This window comes from Roseomonas fluvialis, assembly GCF_022846615.1.
GTDB lineage: Bacteria > Pseudomonadota > Alphaproteobacteria > Acetobacterales > Acetobacteraceae > Neoroseomonas > Neoroseomonas fluvialis.
The window spans coordinates 4,619,934-4,635,884 of the sequence record NZ_AP025637.1 but is presented as its reverse complement, the minus strand read 5'-3'; the positions used below and the strand labels follow the sequence as shown (position 1 = coordinate 4,635,884).

16 protein-coding genes are annotated in these 15,951 nt (G+C 70.0%); 10 read left to right on the top strand and 6 right to left on the bottom strand.

The window, feature by feature from the left end; translation table 11 throughout:
* The first annotated feature begins 165 nt into the window (after positions 1-165).
* Positions 166-624, top strand: a complete 459-nt coding sequence (locus MWM08_RS22185; RefSeq protein ID WP_244408680.1) for a MarR family winged helix-turn-helix transcriptional regulator — start codon at positions 166-168, stop codon at positions 622-624.
* Between the two features lie 144 nt (positions 625-768).
* Positions 769-1,659: an L-threonate dehydrogenase gene (gene ltnD / locus MWM08_RS22180; RefSeq protein ID WP_244408679.1), complete on the top strand. Its 891-nt coding sequence runs from the start codon at positions 769-771 to the stop codon at positions 1,657-1,659.
* Here the strand turns inward: ltnD and MWM08_RS22175 are convergent.
* Positions 1,640-2,998, bottom strand: coding sequence for an amidase (locus MWM08_RS22175; protein ID WP_244408678.1), 1,359 nt, complete (start codon positions 2,996-2,998; stop codon positions 1,640-1,642). The genes ltnD and MWM08_RS22175 overlap by 20 nt on opposite strands.
* Complete coding sequence (araD, locus tag MWM08_RS22170; RefSeq protein ID WP_244408677.1) at positions 2,998-4,725, bottom strand: L-arabinonate dehydratase; 1,728 nt, start codon at positions 4,723-4,725, stop codon at positions 2,998-3,000. The genes MWM08_RS22175 and araD overlap by 1 nt, the downstream gene beginning before the upstream one ends.
* A 56-nt stretch (positions 4,726-4,781) precedes the next feature.
* On the opposite strand from araD, the gene MWM08_RS22165 reads away from it, so the two are divergent.
* The 5 genes from MWM08_RS22165 (at position 4,782) to MWM08_RS22145 (ending at position 9,302) form a co-directional block, all read left to right on the top strand.
* Complete coding sequence (locus tag MWM08_RS22165) at positions 4,782-5,489, top strand: GntR family transcriptional regulator (RefSeq protein ID WP_244408676.1); 708 nt, start codon at positions 4,782-4,784, stop codon at positions 5,487-5,489.
* Between the two features lie 159 nt (positions 5,490-5,648).
* Positions 5,649-6,638: a TRAP transporter substrate-binding protein gene (locus MWM08_RS22160; RefSeq protein WP_244408675.1), complete on the top strand. Its 990-nt coding sequence runs from the start codon at positions 5,649-5,651 to the stop codon at positions 6,636-6,638.
* On the top strand, positions 6,635-7,150 hold the full coding sequence (locus tag MWM08_RS22155) for a TRAP transporter small permease (protein ID WP_244408674.1): 516 nt from the start codon (positions 6,635-6,637) through the stop codon (positions 7,148-7,150). The genes MWM08_RS22160 and MWM08_RS22155 overlap by 4 nt, the downstream gene beginning before the upstream one ends.
* A 6-nt stretch (positions 7,151-7,156) precedes the next feature.
* Positions 7,157-8,455 carry a TRAP transporter large permease gene (locus MWM08_RS22150; RefSeq protein WP_244408673.1) on the top strand — a complete coding sequence of 433 codons (1,299 nt, stop codon included), beginning with the start codon at positions 7,157-7,159 and terminating at the stop codon, positions 8,453-8,455.
* Positions 8,456-8,459: 4 nt separating this feature from the next.
* Positions 8,460-9,302, top strand: coding sequence for an NAD-dependent epimerase/dehydratase family protein (locus MWM08_RS22145; protein ID WP_244408672.1), 843 nt, complete (start codon positions 8,460-8,462; stop codon positions 9,300-9,302).
* Here MWM08_RS22145 and MWM08_RS22140 read toward each other — a convergent pair.
* Both MWM08_RS22140 and MWM08_RS22135 read right to left on the bottom strand, forming a co-directional pair.
* Positions 9,288-9,815, bottom strand: a complete 528-nt coding sequence (locus MWM08_RS22140) for a GNAT family N-acetyltransferase (RefSeq protein WP_244408671.1) — start codon at positions 9,813-9,815, stop codon at positions 9,288-9,290. The genes MWM08_RS22145 and MWM08_RS22140 overlap by 15 nt on opposite strands.
* Positions 9,812-10,888, bottom strand: coding sequence for a branched-chain amino acid aminotransferase (locus tag MWM08_RS22135; RefSeq protein ID WP_244408670.1), 1,077 nt, complete (start codon positions 10,886-10,888; stop codon positions 9,812-9,814). The genes MWM08_RS22140 and MWM08_RS22135 overlap by 4 nt, the downstream gene beginning before the upstream one ends.
* Positions 10,889-11,025: 137 nt before the next feature.
* Between MWM08_RS22135 and MWM08_RS22130 the strand changes: the two genes are divergently transcribed.
* From MWM08_RS22130 to MWM08_RS22120, 3 genes are read left to right on the top strand one after another with little or no spacing between them, the layout of a single operon-like run.
* Complete coding sequence (locus MWM08_RS22130; RefSeq protein WP_244408669.1) at positions 11,026-11,568, top strand: MarR family winged helix-turn-helix transcriptional regulator; 543 nt, start codon at positions 11,026-11,028, stop codon at positions 11,566-11,568.
* Positions 11,565-12,272: a response regulator gene (locus MWM08_RS22125; RefSeq protein ID WP_244408668.1), complete on the top strand. Its 708-nt coding sequence runs from the start codon at positions 11,565-11,567 to the stop codon at positions 12,270-12,272. Before MWM08_RS22130 ends, MWM08_RS22125 begins: the two co-directional genes overlap by 4 nt.
* 34 nt (positions 12,273-12,306) lie before the next feature.
* Entirely contained in the window at positions 12,307-13,641 is a 1,335-nt protein-coding gene (locus tag MWM08_RS22120) for an ATP-binding protein (protein WP_244408667.1), read from the top strand.
* Between the two features lie 21 nt (positions 13,642-13,662).
* Here the strand turns inward: MWM08_RS22120 and MWM08_RS22115 are convergent, their stop codons facing one another.
* The gene (locus tag MWM08_RS22115; protein WP_244408666.1) at positions 13,663-14,790 is read right to left on the bottom strand and encodes an OmpA family protein; all 1,128 of its coding nucleotides are present in this window, start codon (positions 14,788-14,790) and stop codon (positions 13,663-13,665) included.
* A 185-nt stretch (positions 14,791-14,975) separates the two neighbouring features.
* Positions 14,976-15,941 carry a Bug family tripartite tricarboxylate transporter substrate binding protein gene (locus MWM08_RS22110; RefSeq protein WP_244408665.1) on the bottom strand — a complete coding sequence of 322 codons (966 nt, stop codon included), beginning with the start codon at positions 15,939-15,941 and terminating at the stop codon, positions 14,976-14,978.
* Positions 15,942-15,951 lie beyond the last annotated feature (10 nt).

Genomic DNA, 15,951 nt, shown 5'->3' with positions numbered 1-15,951 from the left:
GGGCGCGATGATGTTTGGAGTGCGGGATTCCACCGGGGCCGAGGGTGGTGCCGTGTCCGCGGCTTCGCTGCGCCGCAGCATCACAGTCGGCACGATGCGCACGCAATGCAAGACTCCGGCCCCCCGGCGCGTTTAGGGTAGGGTCAGCTTCGCGGGGTGGGTCCGATGGACGTGCAGAATGCCGCGCCACGATTCGTGGATGACTACCTGCTGTCGCTGCTGGCGCGCGCGTCCTTCGTCGTCTCCTCGGAATTCCACGACAGGCTGCGCGCGCGCGGCGTCTCGGTGCCGGTCTGGCGAGTGCTGGCCATGCTCTCCGGCGGGCCGGAGACGGTGACCACGCTGGCCGAGGCCTGCCTGTTGCAACAGCCGACCATGACCAAGGTGCTAGACCGGATGGAGCGCGACGGCCTGGTCAAGCGCCAGCAGGACGCGCGCGACCGCCGCCTGGTGCGCGTCCACCTGGCGCCGAAGGGCGAGGGCATGGTGGGCGATCTGCTGGCGGCCGCCCGTGCGCATGAGGCCGAGGTTGTGGCCCGCCACCCCGATGCCGCCGCCATCAAGGACCTGCTGCGCGCGCTGATCGCGCGGCAGGGCCAGAAGCGCCGCCCGCGCGGGGGCTGAGCCGATGCCGCCGATGCATGTCCTGCAGCGCATCGTCCTGGTGCTGCTTGTGGTGGCGGCGGTGGTGCAGGTGACGGTCGCCGTCCTGCGTTGACGCGAGGGTCCGGCGCAGCCAGCGTGCGCGCACTCGTCAGGGAGAGCGGCATGAAGGTCGGCGTCATCGGATTGGGCAGCATGGGCATGGGCGCGGCGCTGAGCCTGCTGCACGCCGGCCATGACGTGACCGGCTGCGACATGCGCGAGGCGGCGCGCGCGGAATTCGCGGCCGCCGGCGGTGGTGTCGCCGACCGCGCTGACGCGCTGCCGCAGGGCATCGAGGCGCTGGTGGTGCTGGTGGTCAATGCCGCACAGACCGAGGCCGCGCTGTTCGGGCCTGGCGGGGCGGTGGACCGGCTCGCCCCGGGTGCGGTGATCGTGAGTTCCGCGACGATGGGCCCGGACGCGGCGCGCGCGTTGGCCGAACGCGCGCGCGAACGGCAGCTCCTGTTCCTCGATGCGCCGGTTTCCGGCGGGGCCGTGAAGGCGCGCGCGGGCGAGATGACGGTGATGGCCTCGGGCTCCGCAGCGGCGTTCAACGCGGCGGCGCCGGTGCTCGATGCGGTCGCGGCGAAGGTGTGGAACCTGGGCGAGGAACCCGGCATCGGCGCGACGGTGAAGGTGGTGCACCAGCTGCTGGCCGGCGTGCATATCGCGGTGGCGGCCGAGGCGATGGCGCTGGGCATCCGTGCCGGCGCCGACCCGCGGCAGCTCTACGACGTGGTGACCAGCGCAGCCGGCAATTCGTGGATGTTCGAGAACCGCATGGCGCGCGTGCTGGACGGCGACGATGCGCCGCGATCCGCGGTGGACATCTTCGTGAAGGATCTTGGCCTGGTGGCTGACATGGCGCGCGGGCTGGACTTCCCGGTGCCGATCGCCGCCACCGCGCAGCAGCTGTTCACCGCGGCGCGGGCGATGGGGCAGGGCGGCAAGGACGACGGCTTCGTCATCCGGGTGTGGCAGGCGATGACCGGGATCAAGCTGCCGGGCGAGTGAGCGCCGCCTCGATCGCAGCCGCCACCTGGAACAGCCGCGCATCGCCCATGTGTTCGCCTGTGAGCATCAGCCCGACCGGCGGTTCGCCCTCCGCCTGGCAGGGAATGCTGATCGAGCAGCGGTCGAGGAAATTGCCGACACTGGTGTTGCGCAGCAGCGCCATGTTGATGCGGTTGTACTCGCGTTCGTCATCCACCTCGGCGATGGCGGGCGGCACCACCGGGCAGGTCGGGCCGAGCATGGCGTCGAAGGGCGCGGTGCGCGGAGCGATGGCGCCGATAATGCGCGCGCGGGCCTGCACGAGTTCCACATAGTCCGCCGCCGACATGCGTTCACCGCGCTGGATGCGCTTGAGGATCCGCGGGTCGTAGCGATCGCCCTGTTCGGTGGCCAGGCGGTGGTGCCAGGCCCAGGCCTCGCTGGCCGCAAAGCCTCCCGCGGCATTGGCAGCAGCGATCTGGTCGAGCTCGGGCAGGTCGAATTCGATGATCTGCGCGCCGGCCGCCGACAGCCGCGTGAGCGTGCGGCCGAACACCGCCGCGACCGTGCCGTCCATGCCATCGGTCAGGAAGGTGCCGCGCGGCAGGCCGAGGCGCAGGCCCTTCATCGGCAGCGGCTTCGGCGCGGCGGGGGTCTCCTCCCCCGCCATGAAGCCGTCGACGATCGCGCAATCTGCCACGGACCGCGCGAGCGGCCCCGCGGAATCGAGCGAAGGCGCCAGCGGCAGGATGCCCGCGATGGTCACGCGTCGGGCCGTTGGCTTCCACCCCACGACGCCACACAGCGCAGCCGGGATGCGGCAGGACCCGCCGGTGTCGGTGCCGAGCGCGGCGAAGCCCATGCCATCGGCCACCGCCACGCCCGCACCGGAGGACGACCCGCCCGGCAGGCGGCCGGTGGCGCGGTCCCATGGGCTGCGCGGCGTCCCGTGATGCGGGTTCACGCCAAGGCCGGAGAAGGCGAATTCGACCTGGTTCGTGCGCCCCAGGATGACGAAGCCCGCGCGGACCAGCCGCTGCACGGAAGGCGCGGTCGCCTTCGCCACGGGCGCGCCGTCGAGCACGACCGAGCCCGAGCGCGTAGTGAAGCCGGCCTCGTCATAGAGGTCCTTGATGCTGATCGGGATGCCGGCGAAGGGCGAGGGCGCGCGCCCGGCCGCACGCAACGTATCCATCGCGGCTGCACTCGCGCGCGCCGTGTCGGCGTGCACGGTGATGAAGACGCGCGCGCCTTCCCCGGCAGGGTCGGCGATGCGCGCGAGCGCGGCCTCGGTCAGTGCCGCGGCGGTGGTGGTGCCGGCCGCGAGTGCCGCGGCGGCGTCGGTCAGCGTGCGTGGCATCAGTAGATGTCCGGCTCCGGCGTGGGCAGCGTTCCTTCGAGGAAGCGCAGGTCGCAACCCTCATCCGCCTGGGTGACATTGTCGAGATACAGCGACGTCCAGCCGCGCCCATAGCGCCGCGGCGGTGGCGTCCAGGCGGCGCGGCGGCGTGCCATCTCGTCGTCTGGAACCAGCAGGTCGATCCGCCGGCCCGCCACGTCCAGCCGGATCAGGTCGCCGTCCTGCACGAAGGCGAGCGGCCCGCCGACATGGGATTCCGGTGCCACGTGCAGCACGCAGGTGCCGTAGGAGGTGCCGGACATGCGCGCATCCGACAGCCGCACCATGTCGCGCACGCCCTGCTTCAGCAGCTTCTGCGGCAGCGGCAGCATGCCCCATTCGGGCATGCCCGGCCCGCCTTGCGGACCAGCCTGCTTTAGCACCAGGACGGAATCCGCGGTGACATCGAGGTCCGGATCGTCGAGGCGCTTCTTGAGGTCGGCGTAGTTCTCGAACACCACGGCGGGGCCGGTGTGCTGCAGCAGGCGCTGCTCGGCCGCGCTGGTCTTGATGACGGCGCCCTGGGGCGCGAGCGACCCGCGCAGCACGGCGAGCCCGCCTTCGGTCTGCAGGGGCTTGTCGAGCGGCAGGATCACGCTGTCGTCGAAGACCTCGGCGCCGGCGATGTTCTCGCCGATCGTGCGGCCGGTGACGGTGCGCGCCGAAAGGTCGAGGTAGTCGCGGATGCGCTCGAGGAAGGCGCGCGCGCCGCCGGCGTAGAAGAAATCCTCCATCAGGTATTCGCCGGCATTGGGGCGCAGGTTCGCCACCAGCGGCACGCGGCGCGACAGCGCGTCGAAGCGTTCGAGGTCGAGCATCACGCCCGCGCGGCGCGCCATGGCGATCAGATGCGGGATGGCGTTGGTCGATCCGCCGAAGGCCATCGCGGCGGTCACGGCGTTGTCCACGCTGCCGGCGGTGATCAGCGATTGCGGCGTGGCGTCCTCCCACACCATCTCGACGATGCGCTTGCCAGCTTCGGTCGCCATGCGCGGATGCGCGGAATCGGCGGCGGGGATGGAAGACGCGCCGGGCAGGGTGAAGCCCAGCGCCTCGACCGCCAGCATCATCGTCGCGGCCGTGCCCGCAGTCATGCAGGTGCCGAAGGACCGGGCGATGCCCCCCTCCATGTCCTTCCACTGGTCCTGCGTGATGTTCCCTGCGCGAAGCTCCGCATGGTATTTCCAAACGTCGCTGCCGGACCCGAGCGTCTTGCCGCGCCAGTTGCCGCGCAGCATTGGGCCGGCGGGCACGAAGATGCTGGGCAGCCGCGAACTGATCGCGCCCATCATCAGCCCCGGCGGCGTCTTGTCGCAGCCGCCCAGCAGCACCAGGCCGTCGCAGGGGTGGCTTCGCGCGAGCTCCTCTGTCTCCATCGCCAGCAGGTTGCGATACAGCATGGAAGTCGGCTTCTGATACTGCTCGGTCACCGGATGCGCGGGCAACTCCACGGGAAAGCCGCCGGCCTGCCAGACTCCGCGCTTCACTTCCTCGGCCCGCGTGCGGAAGTGGAAGTGGCAGGGGCTGAGTTCTGACCAGGTGTTGATGATGCCGATCACCGGCTTGCCGCGGAAATCGCTCTCGGCATAGCCGGCCTGCAGCATGCGCGACCGGTGGCCGAAGGCGCGGATGTCGTCCACGCCGAACCAGCGGTGGCTGCGCAACTCCTCGGGGCGCTTGCGGGTCATGGCGTTCGTTCCTCCGTGCTTCCCGCCGAGGCTGCCAACTGCTATGGCAGTTGTCCATGGCCGCCGCCGAGACAGCCCGACAGAGGCTCGCCCCGTTGGCCGAGGAGGACACGCTCTCCCTTGGCGAACGGGCCTATCGCCGCCTGCGCGATTCGATCGTGCAGGGGATGTTGCCGGCCGGGCGGAAGATCTCCGAACGCTCGCTGGCGAGCGAACTCGGCATCTCGGCGCAGCCGGTGCGCGAGGCGCTGCGGCGGCTCGAACAGGATGGCATGGTCGTCACGCTGCCACGCCGCGGCACGGTGGTGGCGGAAGTGGGGCCGGCGCAGCTTGGCGAACTGGGTCGTATCCGCGCCGCGCTGGAAGGTGTTGCTTGCGCCTTGGCGGCGGAACGAATGTCCGCCGCCGAAGTGACCGCCATCGCCGCGATCCTGCCGCGGATGAAGGCCGGCACCGACGCCGCCGACACCGACGCCCTGGACGAGGCGAACGAGGAGTTCCACGGCATCATACATCGCGCCACGGGCAACCTGTTCCTGATGCGCTCGCTCGCGTCGCTGCGGGCCTATGACCATCTGGGCCGCCACCGCGCGGTGGGCAGCACGCCGCGCGACATGCCCAAGGCGCTGGCCGAGCACTGCGGGATCGTCGCCGCCCTGCGCCGGCGCGACCCCGCCCTGGCCGAGGCGCGTATGCGCCATCACGTGCTGCGATCGCTGGTCACCAACGGGGTGCTGCCGCCCCAGCCGCTGCGCCGGCCATAGCCGCGCGGAAACCCTCGCGCTGCCGCGGCGCGCCGTGGCAGGCTCGTACGCAAGCCCGTTGACGGGGGCGCCGCCACCGCGCCAGACTGCCATCTGCTATTGCAGTTCAACAAATCCGAGGGGTGGCCCGACCCGCCCCCGTTTCCCGAGGAGACGTCCATGACCCGCACCCCCCGACGCGGCCTTCTCGCCGCCGTTGCCGCCGCCGCGATCGGCGTGATGGGCGCCGTCGCCCCCGCCGCCGCGCAGGAATGGCGCGGCTGGAACATCCACGCCGCCGACTACCCGAACGGGATCGGCATGGATGCCTTCACGCGCCTGGTCGCGGAGCGCACCAACAACCGCATCCGCATGCGCACCTTCCATTCGGCGCAGCTCGGCCAGCAGGACGAGGCGATCCAGCAGATGCGCCTCGGCACCATCGATTTCGCCAACTTCAACCTCTCGCCCTTCAACAACCTCGCGCCGTCCACCAACGTGGTGACGCTGCCCTTCCTGTTCCGGAACGTGGCGCACATGCAGGCGGCGATCGACGGGCCGGCGGGCGAGCAGATCGCGCGCGACCTCGAGGGCATCGGCATCATCGCGCTCGCCTGGTACGACGCCGGCGCGCGCAGCCTGTACACCACGCGCCCGGTGCGCGTGCCGGCCGACCTGCGCGGCATGAAGATCCGCGTGCAGACCTCGGACCTCTGGATCGACCTGATGCGTGCGCTGGGCGCCAACCCCACGCCGCTGCCCTTCGGCGAGGTCTTCACCTCCCTGCAGTCGGGCGTGATCGACGGCGCGGAGAACAACTGGCCGTCCTATGAGTCGACCCGCCATTTCGAGGTGGCGCGCTTCTACAGCACGACCGAACATTCCAACGTGCCGGAGGTGCTGGCCGTCTCCGCCCAGCGCTGGCGCCGCCTGAACGAACAGGAGCGCACCATCCTGCGCGACGCGGCGCGCGAATCGGCCGCCATCCAGCGCCGGTCCTGGGCGGAGCGCGAGACCGTCAGCCGCCAGCGCGTGACCGCCGCCGGTGTGACGGTCATCGAGATCACCGACCGCACCCCCTGGTCGGCGCTGATGGAACCGGTCTACGCGAAGTACGCGGCGGATGCCCGCCTGGCGGCGCTGGTGGCGCAGATCCGGGCGATGCCGTGACGGCATTCTCCCGCGCGCTCGACTGGCTGTCGGCGGCGGTGGTGGGGCTGGCGGGCATCGCGCTCGTCGGCCTCATTGCCATGATGGGCTGGCTGGTCTTCGGCCGCTACGTGCTGAACGACACGCCCACCTGGATCGAGCGCGCGGCGACGCTGTGCATCCTCGCCATCGCCATGCCGGTCGCCGCCGTGGGCGTGCGGGAGCGCTTCCACCTGAGCGTGCTCGGCGTGCGCGAGGCGCTGCCGCCGCGCGCGCAGCGCTGGATCGCGGTGGGCTGCGACGCGCTGATGGGCGTGTTCGGCGCGGGCATGGCCTGGTGGTCCTGGGAGCTGGTCGGCACGGTGGCGAATTTTCGCATCCCGCTGCTGGGCATCAGCCAGGGCTGGACCTATGCACCCATGGTGCTGGGTGGGGCGCTGATGGTGCTGTTCGCGATCGAGCAGGTCCTGCGCGATGCGCTCGCGGAAGGGGCACCGGAAAAGCGCGGCGTCTCCGCCGCCTTCCTGGACTGAGGCACCATGGAATTCGGATTGCTGCTGATCTTCCTGGTCTTCGGCGGCCTGGTCCTGGCCGGCGTGCCGGTGGCCTTCTGCCTCGGCATCGCGGCCGCCGTCGGGTTCATCTACGAGGGGCTGAACCCCGCCGTGGTGTTCCAGCAGATGGCGTCGGGGATGAGTATCTTCGCGCTGCTCGCGATACCGTTCTTCATTTTCGCCGGCGAGATCATGCTGCATGGCGGCATTGCGCGGCGGCTGGTCGCACTCGCCTCGGCTGCGGTGGGCTGGATGCGTGGCGGGCTCGGCATGGTGGATGTGTCCACCTCGATGCTGTTCGGCGGCATCTCGGGTTCCGCGGTGGCGGATACCTCGGCCACCGGCACCATCCTGATCCCGGCCATGAAGGCCAAGGGCTATGGCGTGGACTACGCCGTATCGCTCACGGTGACGTCGTCGATCGCCGGTATCCTGATCCCGCCCAGCCACAACATGATCCTGTATTCGCTCGCGGCGGGCGGCGGCATCTCGGTGACGGCGCTGTTCGTCGCAGGCATCGTGCCGGGCATCATGATGTGCCTGTTCCTGGCCATCGCGGCGTATGTCATGGCGGTGCGCCGGGGATATCCGGCCGATGGATGGAAGGGGTTCAGGCATCTCGCATGGGCCTTCGTCGATGCCCTGCCAGGGCTGCTGACCGCCGTCATCATCCTGGGTGGCGTTCTGTCGGGCGTCTTCACCGTGACCGAGAGCGCTGCGTTCGGCGCCATCTGGGCGCTCGCGGTGACGCTGCTCGTCTATCGCGCCCTGTCCTGGGCTGACTTCATCATCGCCGTACGGGCATCCGTGCGTACCACCTCCGTGGTGTTCCTGCTGGTCGGCACCGCGACCGCCTTCGCCTGGCTGTTGGCGATGTATCGCCTGCCGGACATCCTGACCGAAGGCATGCTCGCGATCAGTTCCAACCCGATCGTCATCCTGCTGCTGATCAACGTGTGCCTGCTTCTGCTCGGCTGCGTCATGGACATGGCTGCGCTGATACTGATCACCACGCCGATCTTCCTGCCGGTGGTGGTGGCGATCGGTGTGGATCCGGTGCAGTTCGGCATGGTGATGATGATGAACCTGGGTCTGGGGCTCACCACGCCACCGGTCGGCGCGGTGCTGTTCGTGGGTTGCGCGATCGGGCGCATCCGGATCGAGGACGTGCTGCGTACCATCTGGCCCTTCTGGGGCGCGATCCTGGTCGCGCTGTTGCTCACCACCTATTGGCCCGCGGTGTCGCTGACGCTGCCGCGCCTGCTGCTCGGCTACGGAGCCTGACCCCATGACCGCACCTCACAAGCCCGTCCTGCTGACCGGCGCCTCGGGTAATCTTGGCCGGCACCTGGCGGCTGCGCTGGCGCAGCAGGGCTGGCGCCTGCGCCTCACGGACATCATGCCCTTCCCGGACCCGCTGCCCTCCGGCGCGTCCTTCGTGAAGTCGGACCTGAATGACGGCGTCGCGCTGATCCGCCAGGCCGAGGGCTGTGGCGCGATCCTGCATTTCGGTGGCGTGTCGGTGGAGAAGCCCTTCGAGGAGGTGCTCGGTCCTAACCTACGCGGCCTGTACCATGTTTATGAGGCGGCGCGGCGCGAGGGCGCGCGCGTTGTCTTCGCAAGTTCCAACCACTCGATTGGTTTCCATGAACGCCCGTCGGGCAATGCAGAACGCCTCGACGCCGACTGCGCGTTCCGTCCCGATGGCTACTACGGCCTGTCCAAGGCCTATGGCGAACTCATGGGGCGCATGTACTGGGACAAGCACGGCGTAGAGAACATCAACCTGCGCATCGGATCCTGCTTCCCGAAGCCGATCGACCGCCGGATGCTCTCGACCTGGCTGTCCTATGGCGACCTGACGCGCCTGGTGGAGCGCTGCGTGCTGGCCGAACGCTCGGGCCATGCCGTGATCTGGGCGTGCTCGGACAATCCGGCCTCCTACTGGGGCCGCGACCATCGCGAACGGATCGGCTGGGCACCGCAGGATTCCGCGGAGCCGTGGCGCCCGGAAGTGGGCTCCATCACTGCCGACCCGGTGACCGAGCGCTACCAGGGCGGCGGCTATACCGCGATCGAATACTCGCGCAGGACGCCCTCGCCGCGCGACGCCTTCTCACTCGAGGACTGATACGCCGCAGGCGCGCACCAACACGCGCGCATCCGTCCAGCCGATGCGCCGATAGCGCGTCGGTACGCCGTGCAGCACGGCGGCATGCGCCTCGGCTGCCACCCCGCCGAGCCGTTCGTAGAATCGCCGCGCGCCGTCATTGCCCTCGATGATGGTCAGCGCCGCGCGCACCGCACCGCGTGCCACCAGCGCCGCCACGGCATGGCCGAGCAACACCCTGCCGGTTCCGCCACCGCGCAGCCCGGGGCGCAGGTGCAGGTTATCGACATAGGCCTCGTCGCCCTGCAGCCAGGCCGCGCAGAAGCCGTCCAGACCGTCCGTGCCTTCCGCCAGCAGCACGATGCCGGGCCGCGGTGCGGCAAAATGGTCGCGCCACATCGCGCTGTGCAGCCCGGGCAGGCGGTCGTGCAGCAGGTCGCGCGGCAGCAGCGCCCTATAGGCCTCCTGCCAGGATGCCGTCAGCAGGTCGGCGATGGCCGCGGCATCCGCGGCCATCGCCTCGCGCAGCGTCATGCGGCGGGCGGCACCACGCTGGTCCAGCCATGCGGATCATTGGTCCGCCCGTACTGGATGCCAACGATTGCGTCGTACAGCTTCTGCGTGACCTCGCCGGTCTGTCCGCCGTTGATCAGCACGTCCTCGCCCTTGTAGCCGAGCGTGCCGACCGGCGAGACCACGGCCGCGGTGCCGGTGCCCCACATCTCGCGCAGCGTACCGTCGCGCCCGGCCTGCATCACCTCCTCGATGGCGATGGCGCGTTCGGTCACCTTCAGACCCCAGTCGCGCATCAGCTGCAGCGTCGATGCGCGCGTGACGCCATCGAGGATGGTGCCCGCGAGCGGCGGCGTGATCACTTCGTCGCCGATGCGCACCATGATGTTCATGGTGCCGACTTCGTCGAGGAAGCGGCGCTCCACGCCATCGAGGTAGAGCACCTGCGTGTAGCCCGCCGCCGCCGCATCCTTCTGGCCCGCCAGCGACTGCGCGTAATTCGCCGCGGTCTTGGCCTCGCCGGTGCCGCCGCGCACCGCGCGCACATGGCTGTCGGAGGCGAGGATGCGCACCGGCTTCACGCCTTCCTTGTAGTAGGACCCCACCGGCGAGAGGATCAGGAAATACAGGTAGCTGTGCGCCGGATGCACGCCCAGCATCACATCGGTCGCGATGATGGTCGGGCGCAGGTACAGCGACGTGCCCGCCTTGCGCGGCACCCAGTCGGCGTCCACGCCGACCAGCGCGTCGAAGGAAGCGCGGATGATGTCGACCGGCACCTCCGGCATGCACATGATCTGCGCGGAACGGTTGAAGCGCTGCGCGTGCCGGTCGGCGCGGAACAGGCGAACCTGCCCGTCATCGCCGCGAAAGGCTTTCAGCCCGTCGAAGATCGCCTGGCCGTAGTGCAGCACCGAGGTCGCGGGATCGAGGCTCAGCGGACCATAGGGCTCGATCCGGGGGTTGAACCAGCCACGGCCTTCCTCGTAGTTCATCAGGAACATGTGGTCGGTCAGCACTTTGCCGAAGGCGAGCGTATCGTCGGCCGGCTTCGGCTTCGGCGCGGTGGTGCGCGTGGTCGGGAAAGGGCCCATGCTGCGTGTCCTTCCAGGTTTCTTATGCGTGCGGTCGGCGGTCGTGACGAAAGAATGTTGCTTCAACTGCCCATAAGTTAGAATGACACGTCGGATCGGTCAATGATACTGACCCAAACGGAGGTCCAGCCCCGAACATGCCAGCCCCACGCCAGGCGCAGATCGCGGACGCCCCGGAGCGCAGCACGCTGCCGGCCGGGCGCAACCTGCTGTTCCTGCGCGAGGAGGAACTGCGCCTCGCGCAGGACCTGCTGTTCTTCGGCTATCGCGACTTCACCGCCGGCGCGGACGAGATCCTGGCCGGCATGAACATGGGCCGCGCGCATCACCGCGTGCTGCATTTCGTCGGCCGGCGGCCTGGCATCACAGTGGGCGACTTGCTCGGCATCCTCGCCATCACGAAGCAATCGCTCGGCCGCGTGCTGACGCCGCTGATCGAGGACGGCTACGTGGTGCAGGCGCCCGGCCGCGCCGATCGCCGCCAGCGCCTGCTGACCCTGACCGACAAGGGCGCCGCACTGGAACGCCGCCTGTTCGACCGCCAGCGCGAGACGCTGATGCGCGCCTATCGCGAAGCCGGCCCCGCCGCCGTCGAAGGCTTCCGCCGCGTCATGCGCGGGCTGATGGGCGACCAGGCGCGCACTGCCTTCGACATGCTGGAAGACCCGCCCGCGCCATGAACGGCACGACCGAGACCGCGCACCTGCTGGTGGTGGACGACGACGCCCGCCTGCGCGACCTGCTGCAGCGCTTCCTGACCGAACAGGGCTTCCGCGTGACCGCCGTGGCCGATGCCGCCGCCGCGCGGCGCACCATCTCGGGCATGATGTTCGACCTGCTGGTGGTGGATGTGATGATGCCCGGCGAATCCGGCCTGGCACTCACCGAAAGCCTGCGGCGCGAGGGCAACGAGGTGCCCATCCTGATGCTCACCGCCCGCGGCGCGCCCGAGGACCGCATCGCGGGCCTGGAGCACGGCGTGGATGACTACCTGGCCAAGCCCTTCGACCCGCGCGAACTGGCACTGCGCATCCGCACCATCCTGCGCCGCGCCGCGCCGATGCCCGGCCCGGCGCAGCACAGTGCGCCGGTCCAGCTCGGCCCGCGCTGGTTCGACATCGAGCGTGCCGAACTGCGCGGCCCCGAGGGTATCGTGCGCCTGACCGGCGGCGAGGCATCGTTGCTGCAGGCGCTGGCGCGGCGCACCGGCGAGGTGCTGAGCCGCGAGGAGATCGGCACTGCACTGGGCACGCCCGAAGCCGGCGAGCGCGCCATCGACGTGCAGGTGACGCGCCTGCGGCGCAAGGTCGAGACCGACCCGCGCGAACCCCGCTTCATCCAGACCGTGCGCCATCGCGGCTATGTGCTGAGGCCCGGGCCGTGACGCCGCGAGCGGGGCACCCCACCTCGTGCGTGTGATGCTGGATTCCCTGTTCCGTCGCCTGGTGCCGCGCGGCCTGCTCGGCCGTGCGCTGCTGATCATCCTGGTGCCGCTGGTCGCGGTGCAGATCATTGCGCTGTACCTGTTCTACGGCAGCCACCTCGATGTCATCTCCCGCCGCCTGGCCGGCGCGGTCGCTGGCGATGTCGCGATGGTGGTGGAACTGCTGGCGCGGCATCCGCGCGACGAGGAGCGCGGCTGGATCTTCCGCGAGGCGGCCTGGCGGCTCGACCTCTCGCTCGCCCTCGAGCCCGGCGCCGTGCTGGGGCCGACCTCGAGCCGCCCGGCCTCGCTGCCGCTGTTGCCGCTTGAGGAAGACCTCGATGACGCGATGCGCGAGCGGGTGCGCCTGCCCTTCGACACAGACTGGCAATCCGACCCGCGCAGCGTGATCATTCGCGTGCAGCTGCCCGATGGCGTGCTGCATGCCGAAGCCGCCCGTAAGCGACTGTTCAGCGGCACGCTGTACCTGTTCGTGATCTGGGTGGTGGGCTCCTCGCTGTTGCTGTTCCTCGTGGCAGCGCTGTTCATGAAGAACCAGGTGCGCGCCATCCGGCGCCTGGCGGAGGCGGCGGAGGCCTTCGGCCGCGGCCGCGACCTCGGCCCGATGAAGCCCGAAGGCGCGGCCGAGGCGCGCCAGGCCGCGCTGGCCTTCAACTCCATGCAGGGGCGCATCCGTCGCTTCGTGGAAAGCCGCACCGAGATGCTGGCCGGCATCAGCCACGACCTGCGCACGCCGCTGACGCGCCTGCGGCTCGGCCTCGCGATGCTGCCGGCGGATGCGCAGGACGATGCCGCGGCGATGACGCAGGATGTCGAGGAGATGGACCGGCTGATTGCCGCCTACCTCGCCTTTGCGCGCGGCGAGGGCACCGAGCAGGCGGCGCCGGCCGACCTTGGCGAATTGGTCGGCGAGGCCGCGGCCAAGGCGCGGCGCGACGGCGCGCAGGTCGAGGTCGAGGTGCCCGCGGACCCGCTCGTGCTCGCGGTGCGCGCCGATGCGCTGCGGCGCTGCCTGGGGAATTTGCTCGACAATGCGCGCAAGCATGCGCGGCGGATCGCGGTCGGGCTGTCGCGCGTGCCGCGCGGCGATGCCGGCGCCTGGGCGATGTTGACGGTGGACGATGACGGCCCCGGCATTCCGGAGGATGCGCGCGAGGAGGCCTTCCGGCCCTTCGCGACCTTCTCGGCGGGCGGCACGGGCCTGGGGCTAGCGATCGCGCGTGACATCGCGCGTGCGCATGGCGGCGATATCGTGCTGGAGGACAGCCCACTCGGCGGGTTGCGCGCCCGCGTGCGCCTGCCGGCCTGAAAAGCCGGCAGGCGCGTCGGGTCAGCGCAGGACGATCTCCACGCGCCGGTTCTGCGGTTCGCGGGTGTTGTCGGGCGTCGCCACCAGCAGCTGGCTCTCGCCAACGCCCGTCGCGGTGATCTCGTTGCGCGGCACGCCGAGGCGCACGAGCTCCGCCGCCACTGCATTCGCGCGCCGCACCGACAGGCCCTGGTTGTAGACCGGCGACCCCGAGGTGTCGGTATGGCCGGTGACCTCGATGCGCGTCACCGCCTGGCTGCTGCGCGCCTGCGCCGCCTCGGCGATGATCTGTCGCGCGCGCGTGGTCAGGTCGGCACGGTTCCAGTCGAAGAAGACCAGGAAGGTACGCGCGGGCGACGGCGCCACGGCCGCGGGCACCGGCGCCGGCGGGCGGGCCTGGCCGAAATTGTAGCGCACGCCGATCAGCAGCGAGTGGTTGAAGTTGTCCACCTCGACCGTGCTGCGACGGAAGCCGCCCACCTGGTTCACCGAGGTCGCTCCAAACTCCGGCGAAAGCGTGCCGAAGAAGCGGTATTCGGCGGTGATCGCCAGCCCGGGCACCGCGCTGACCGGCACGCCAACGCCGACGATCGCCTGGTAGGCGAACTCGCCATCGTCGTCGTCGATGCGGTAGCTCGGGAAGGTGGTGCCGTTGGTCGCGCGGCCACGCCAGTTCACGTTGTCGTATTCCGTGATGGCATAGCCCGCGCCGATGCCGATGTACGGCAGCACAGGCCAGTTGGACCGCGTGCCGAAATCATAGAGCACGTTGGCCATGATGCCGTAGGTCTTGCCGCGTCCCCCGCCGACGCCCGAGACGCCACGGAACGTCACGTCGTCCACCTCGTTGTAGCGGAAGTTGCCCTCGATCTCGGCGCGCAGCCCGTTGCCGAAGCCCCAACCAACTGACAGCACCGCGGCCAGGCCGGGGTCGAAGCTGGCGTTGAACGCGCCGGTTGGTGTCAGCCCCAGGTTCGTGCTGTTGACATTGCTGTCATCAAGGAAGCTCTGCAGGTTTCCGCCGTCGGAATCGGTGAGGAAATTGAGGCCTGCCCCGCCGCCGATATACAGGCCCGTCACCGGCTGCGCCTGCGCCGCCGCTGGGCCGACCAGCATGGCGGTCGCCAGCAGCACGTTCCGAAGTGTCATCGTCCGACCCCTTTGTATCGCGACCGGCATCGCAGGCCGGCCGTGTCGGCCGCGCGCACGTCACCATGACGGGCGCCGCAAGGCCTGCATGCGGCGAACACGGGCGGCGCGGCAGAGTTGCCTCGCCGCGCTTCAATGGTTTGTGAGGTCGGGTGGGGCGCCGGATCCGCCGGCGCGCCGGCGCGTCAGTCGATGGTGAGGTTGAGCCGCTTCACCATGCGCTCCTCGTACACGGAACGCTCGCGCGCGAAGGCGGTGTAGTCGGCCGGGCCGAGGTATTCGTCCGGCATGTCGTTGCGCTGCATGTAGGCCTGGATCGCATCGCTGAACTGCAGCTTGCGGAAGGCCTGGTGGAGGAACTCGGTCACCTCCGGGTCCATCCCCTTCGGCCCGGCGATGCCGTAGGGCGAGGTGACCGACATGCCGTAGCCGAGGTCGAGCAGCGTCGGCGTGTCGGGGAAGGATCGCAGCCGCTGGCGCGTCCAGACCGCGAGCAGCCGCATCTGCCCTGCCTCGACGCCCGGCTGCCAGGCATTGGAATTGGCGATGACGTCGAGCTGGCGTGCCAGCAGGGCGGTGATGTTCTCGCTCGTGCCGCGATAGGGCACGTGGATCATCTGCACGCCTTCCTTCTCGCACAGCTCTTCCTGCGCCAGGTGGTTCGAGGTTGCGATGCCCGAGGTCCCGTAGGAGAGCTGCCCCGGGCGCGCGCGCGCGGCCGCCCACATGTCGGCCAGCGTGTTCCAGCCTGATAGCGGGTGCACCACGTGGCCGAAGACGAAGCCCGATTGCTGCATGATGTAGGTGAAGTCATTGACCGGATGCCAGGTCGGCCGCTGCGTCAGGAAGGGATGGCGGATCACCGACAAATGGTGATGCGCGATGGTGTAGCCATCGGGCCGCGCCTGCGTGACCAGCTGGATGGCCGACCGCGTGCCGCGTGCGCCTGGCTGGTTCTCGATGATCAGGCTCTGGCCGAACTCACGCTGGAACATCTCGGCCTGCAGCCGCATGAAGCCGTCGAGCGTGCCGCCCGGCGCCCACGGGATCAGGAAGCGCACCGGCCGGTTGGGGAAGCGCCCCTGGCCGAACGAGGGCCGTGCCAGCAGCGGCAGCGCCGCCCCGGCGATCAGGATGCGACGAGCGATCATGGCGCGCCCC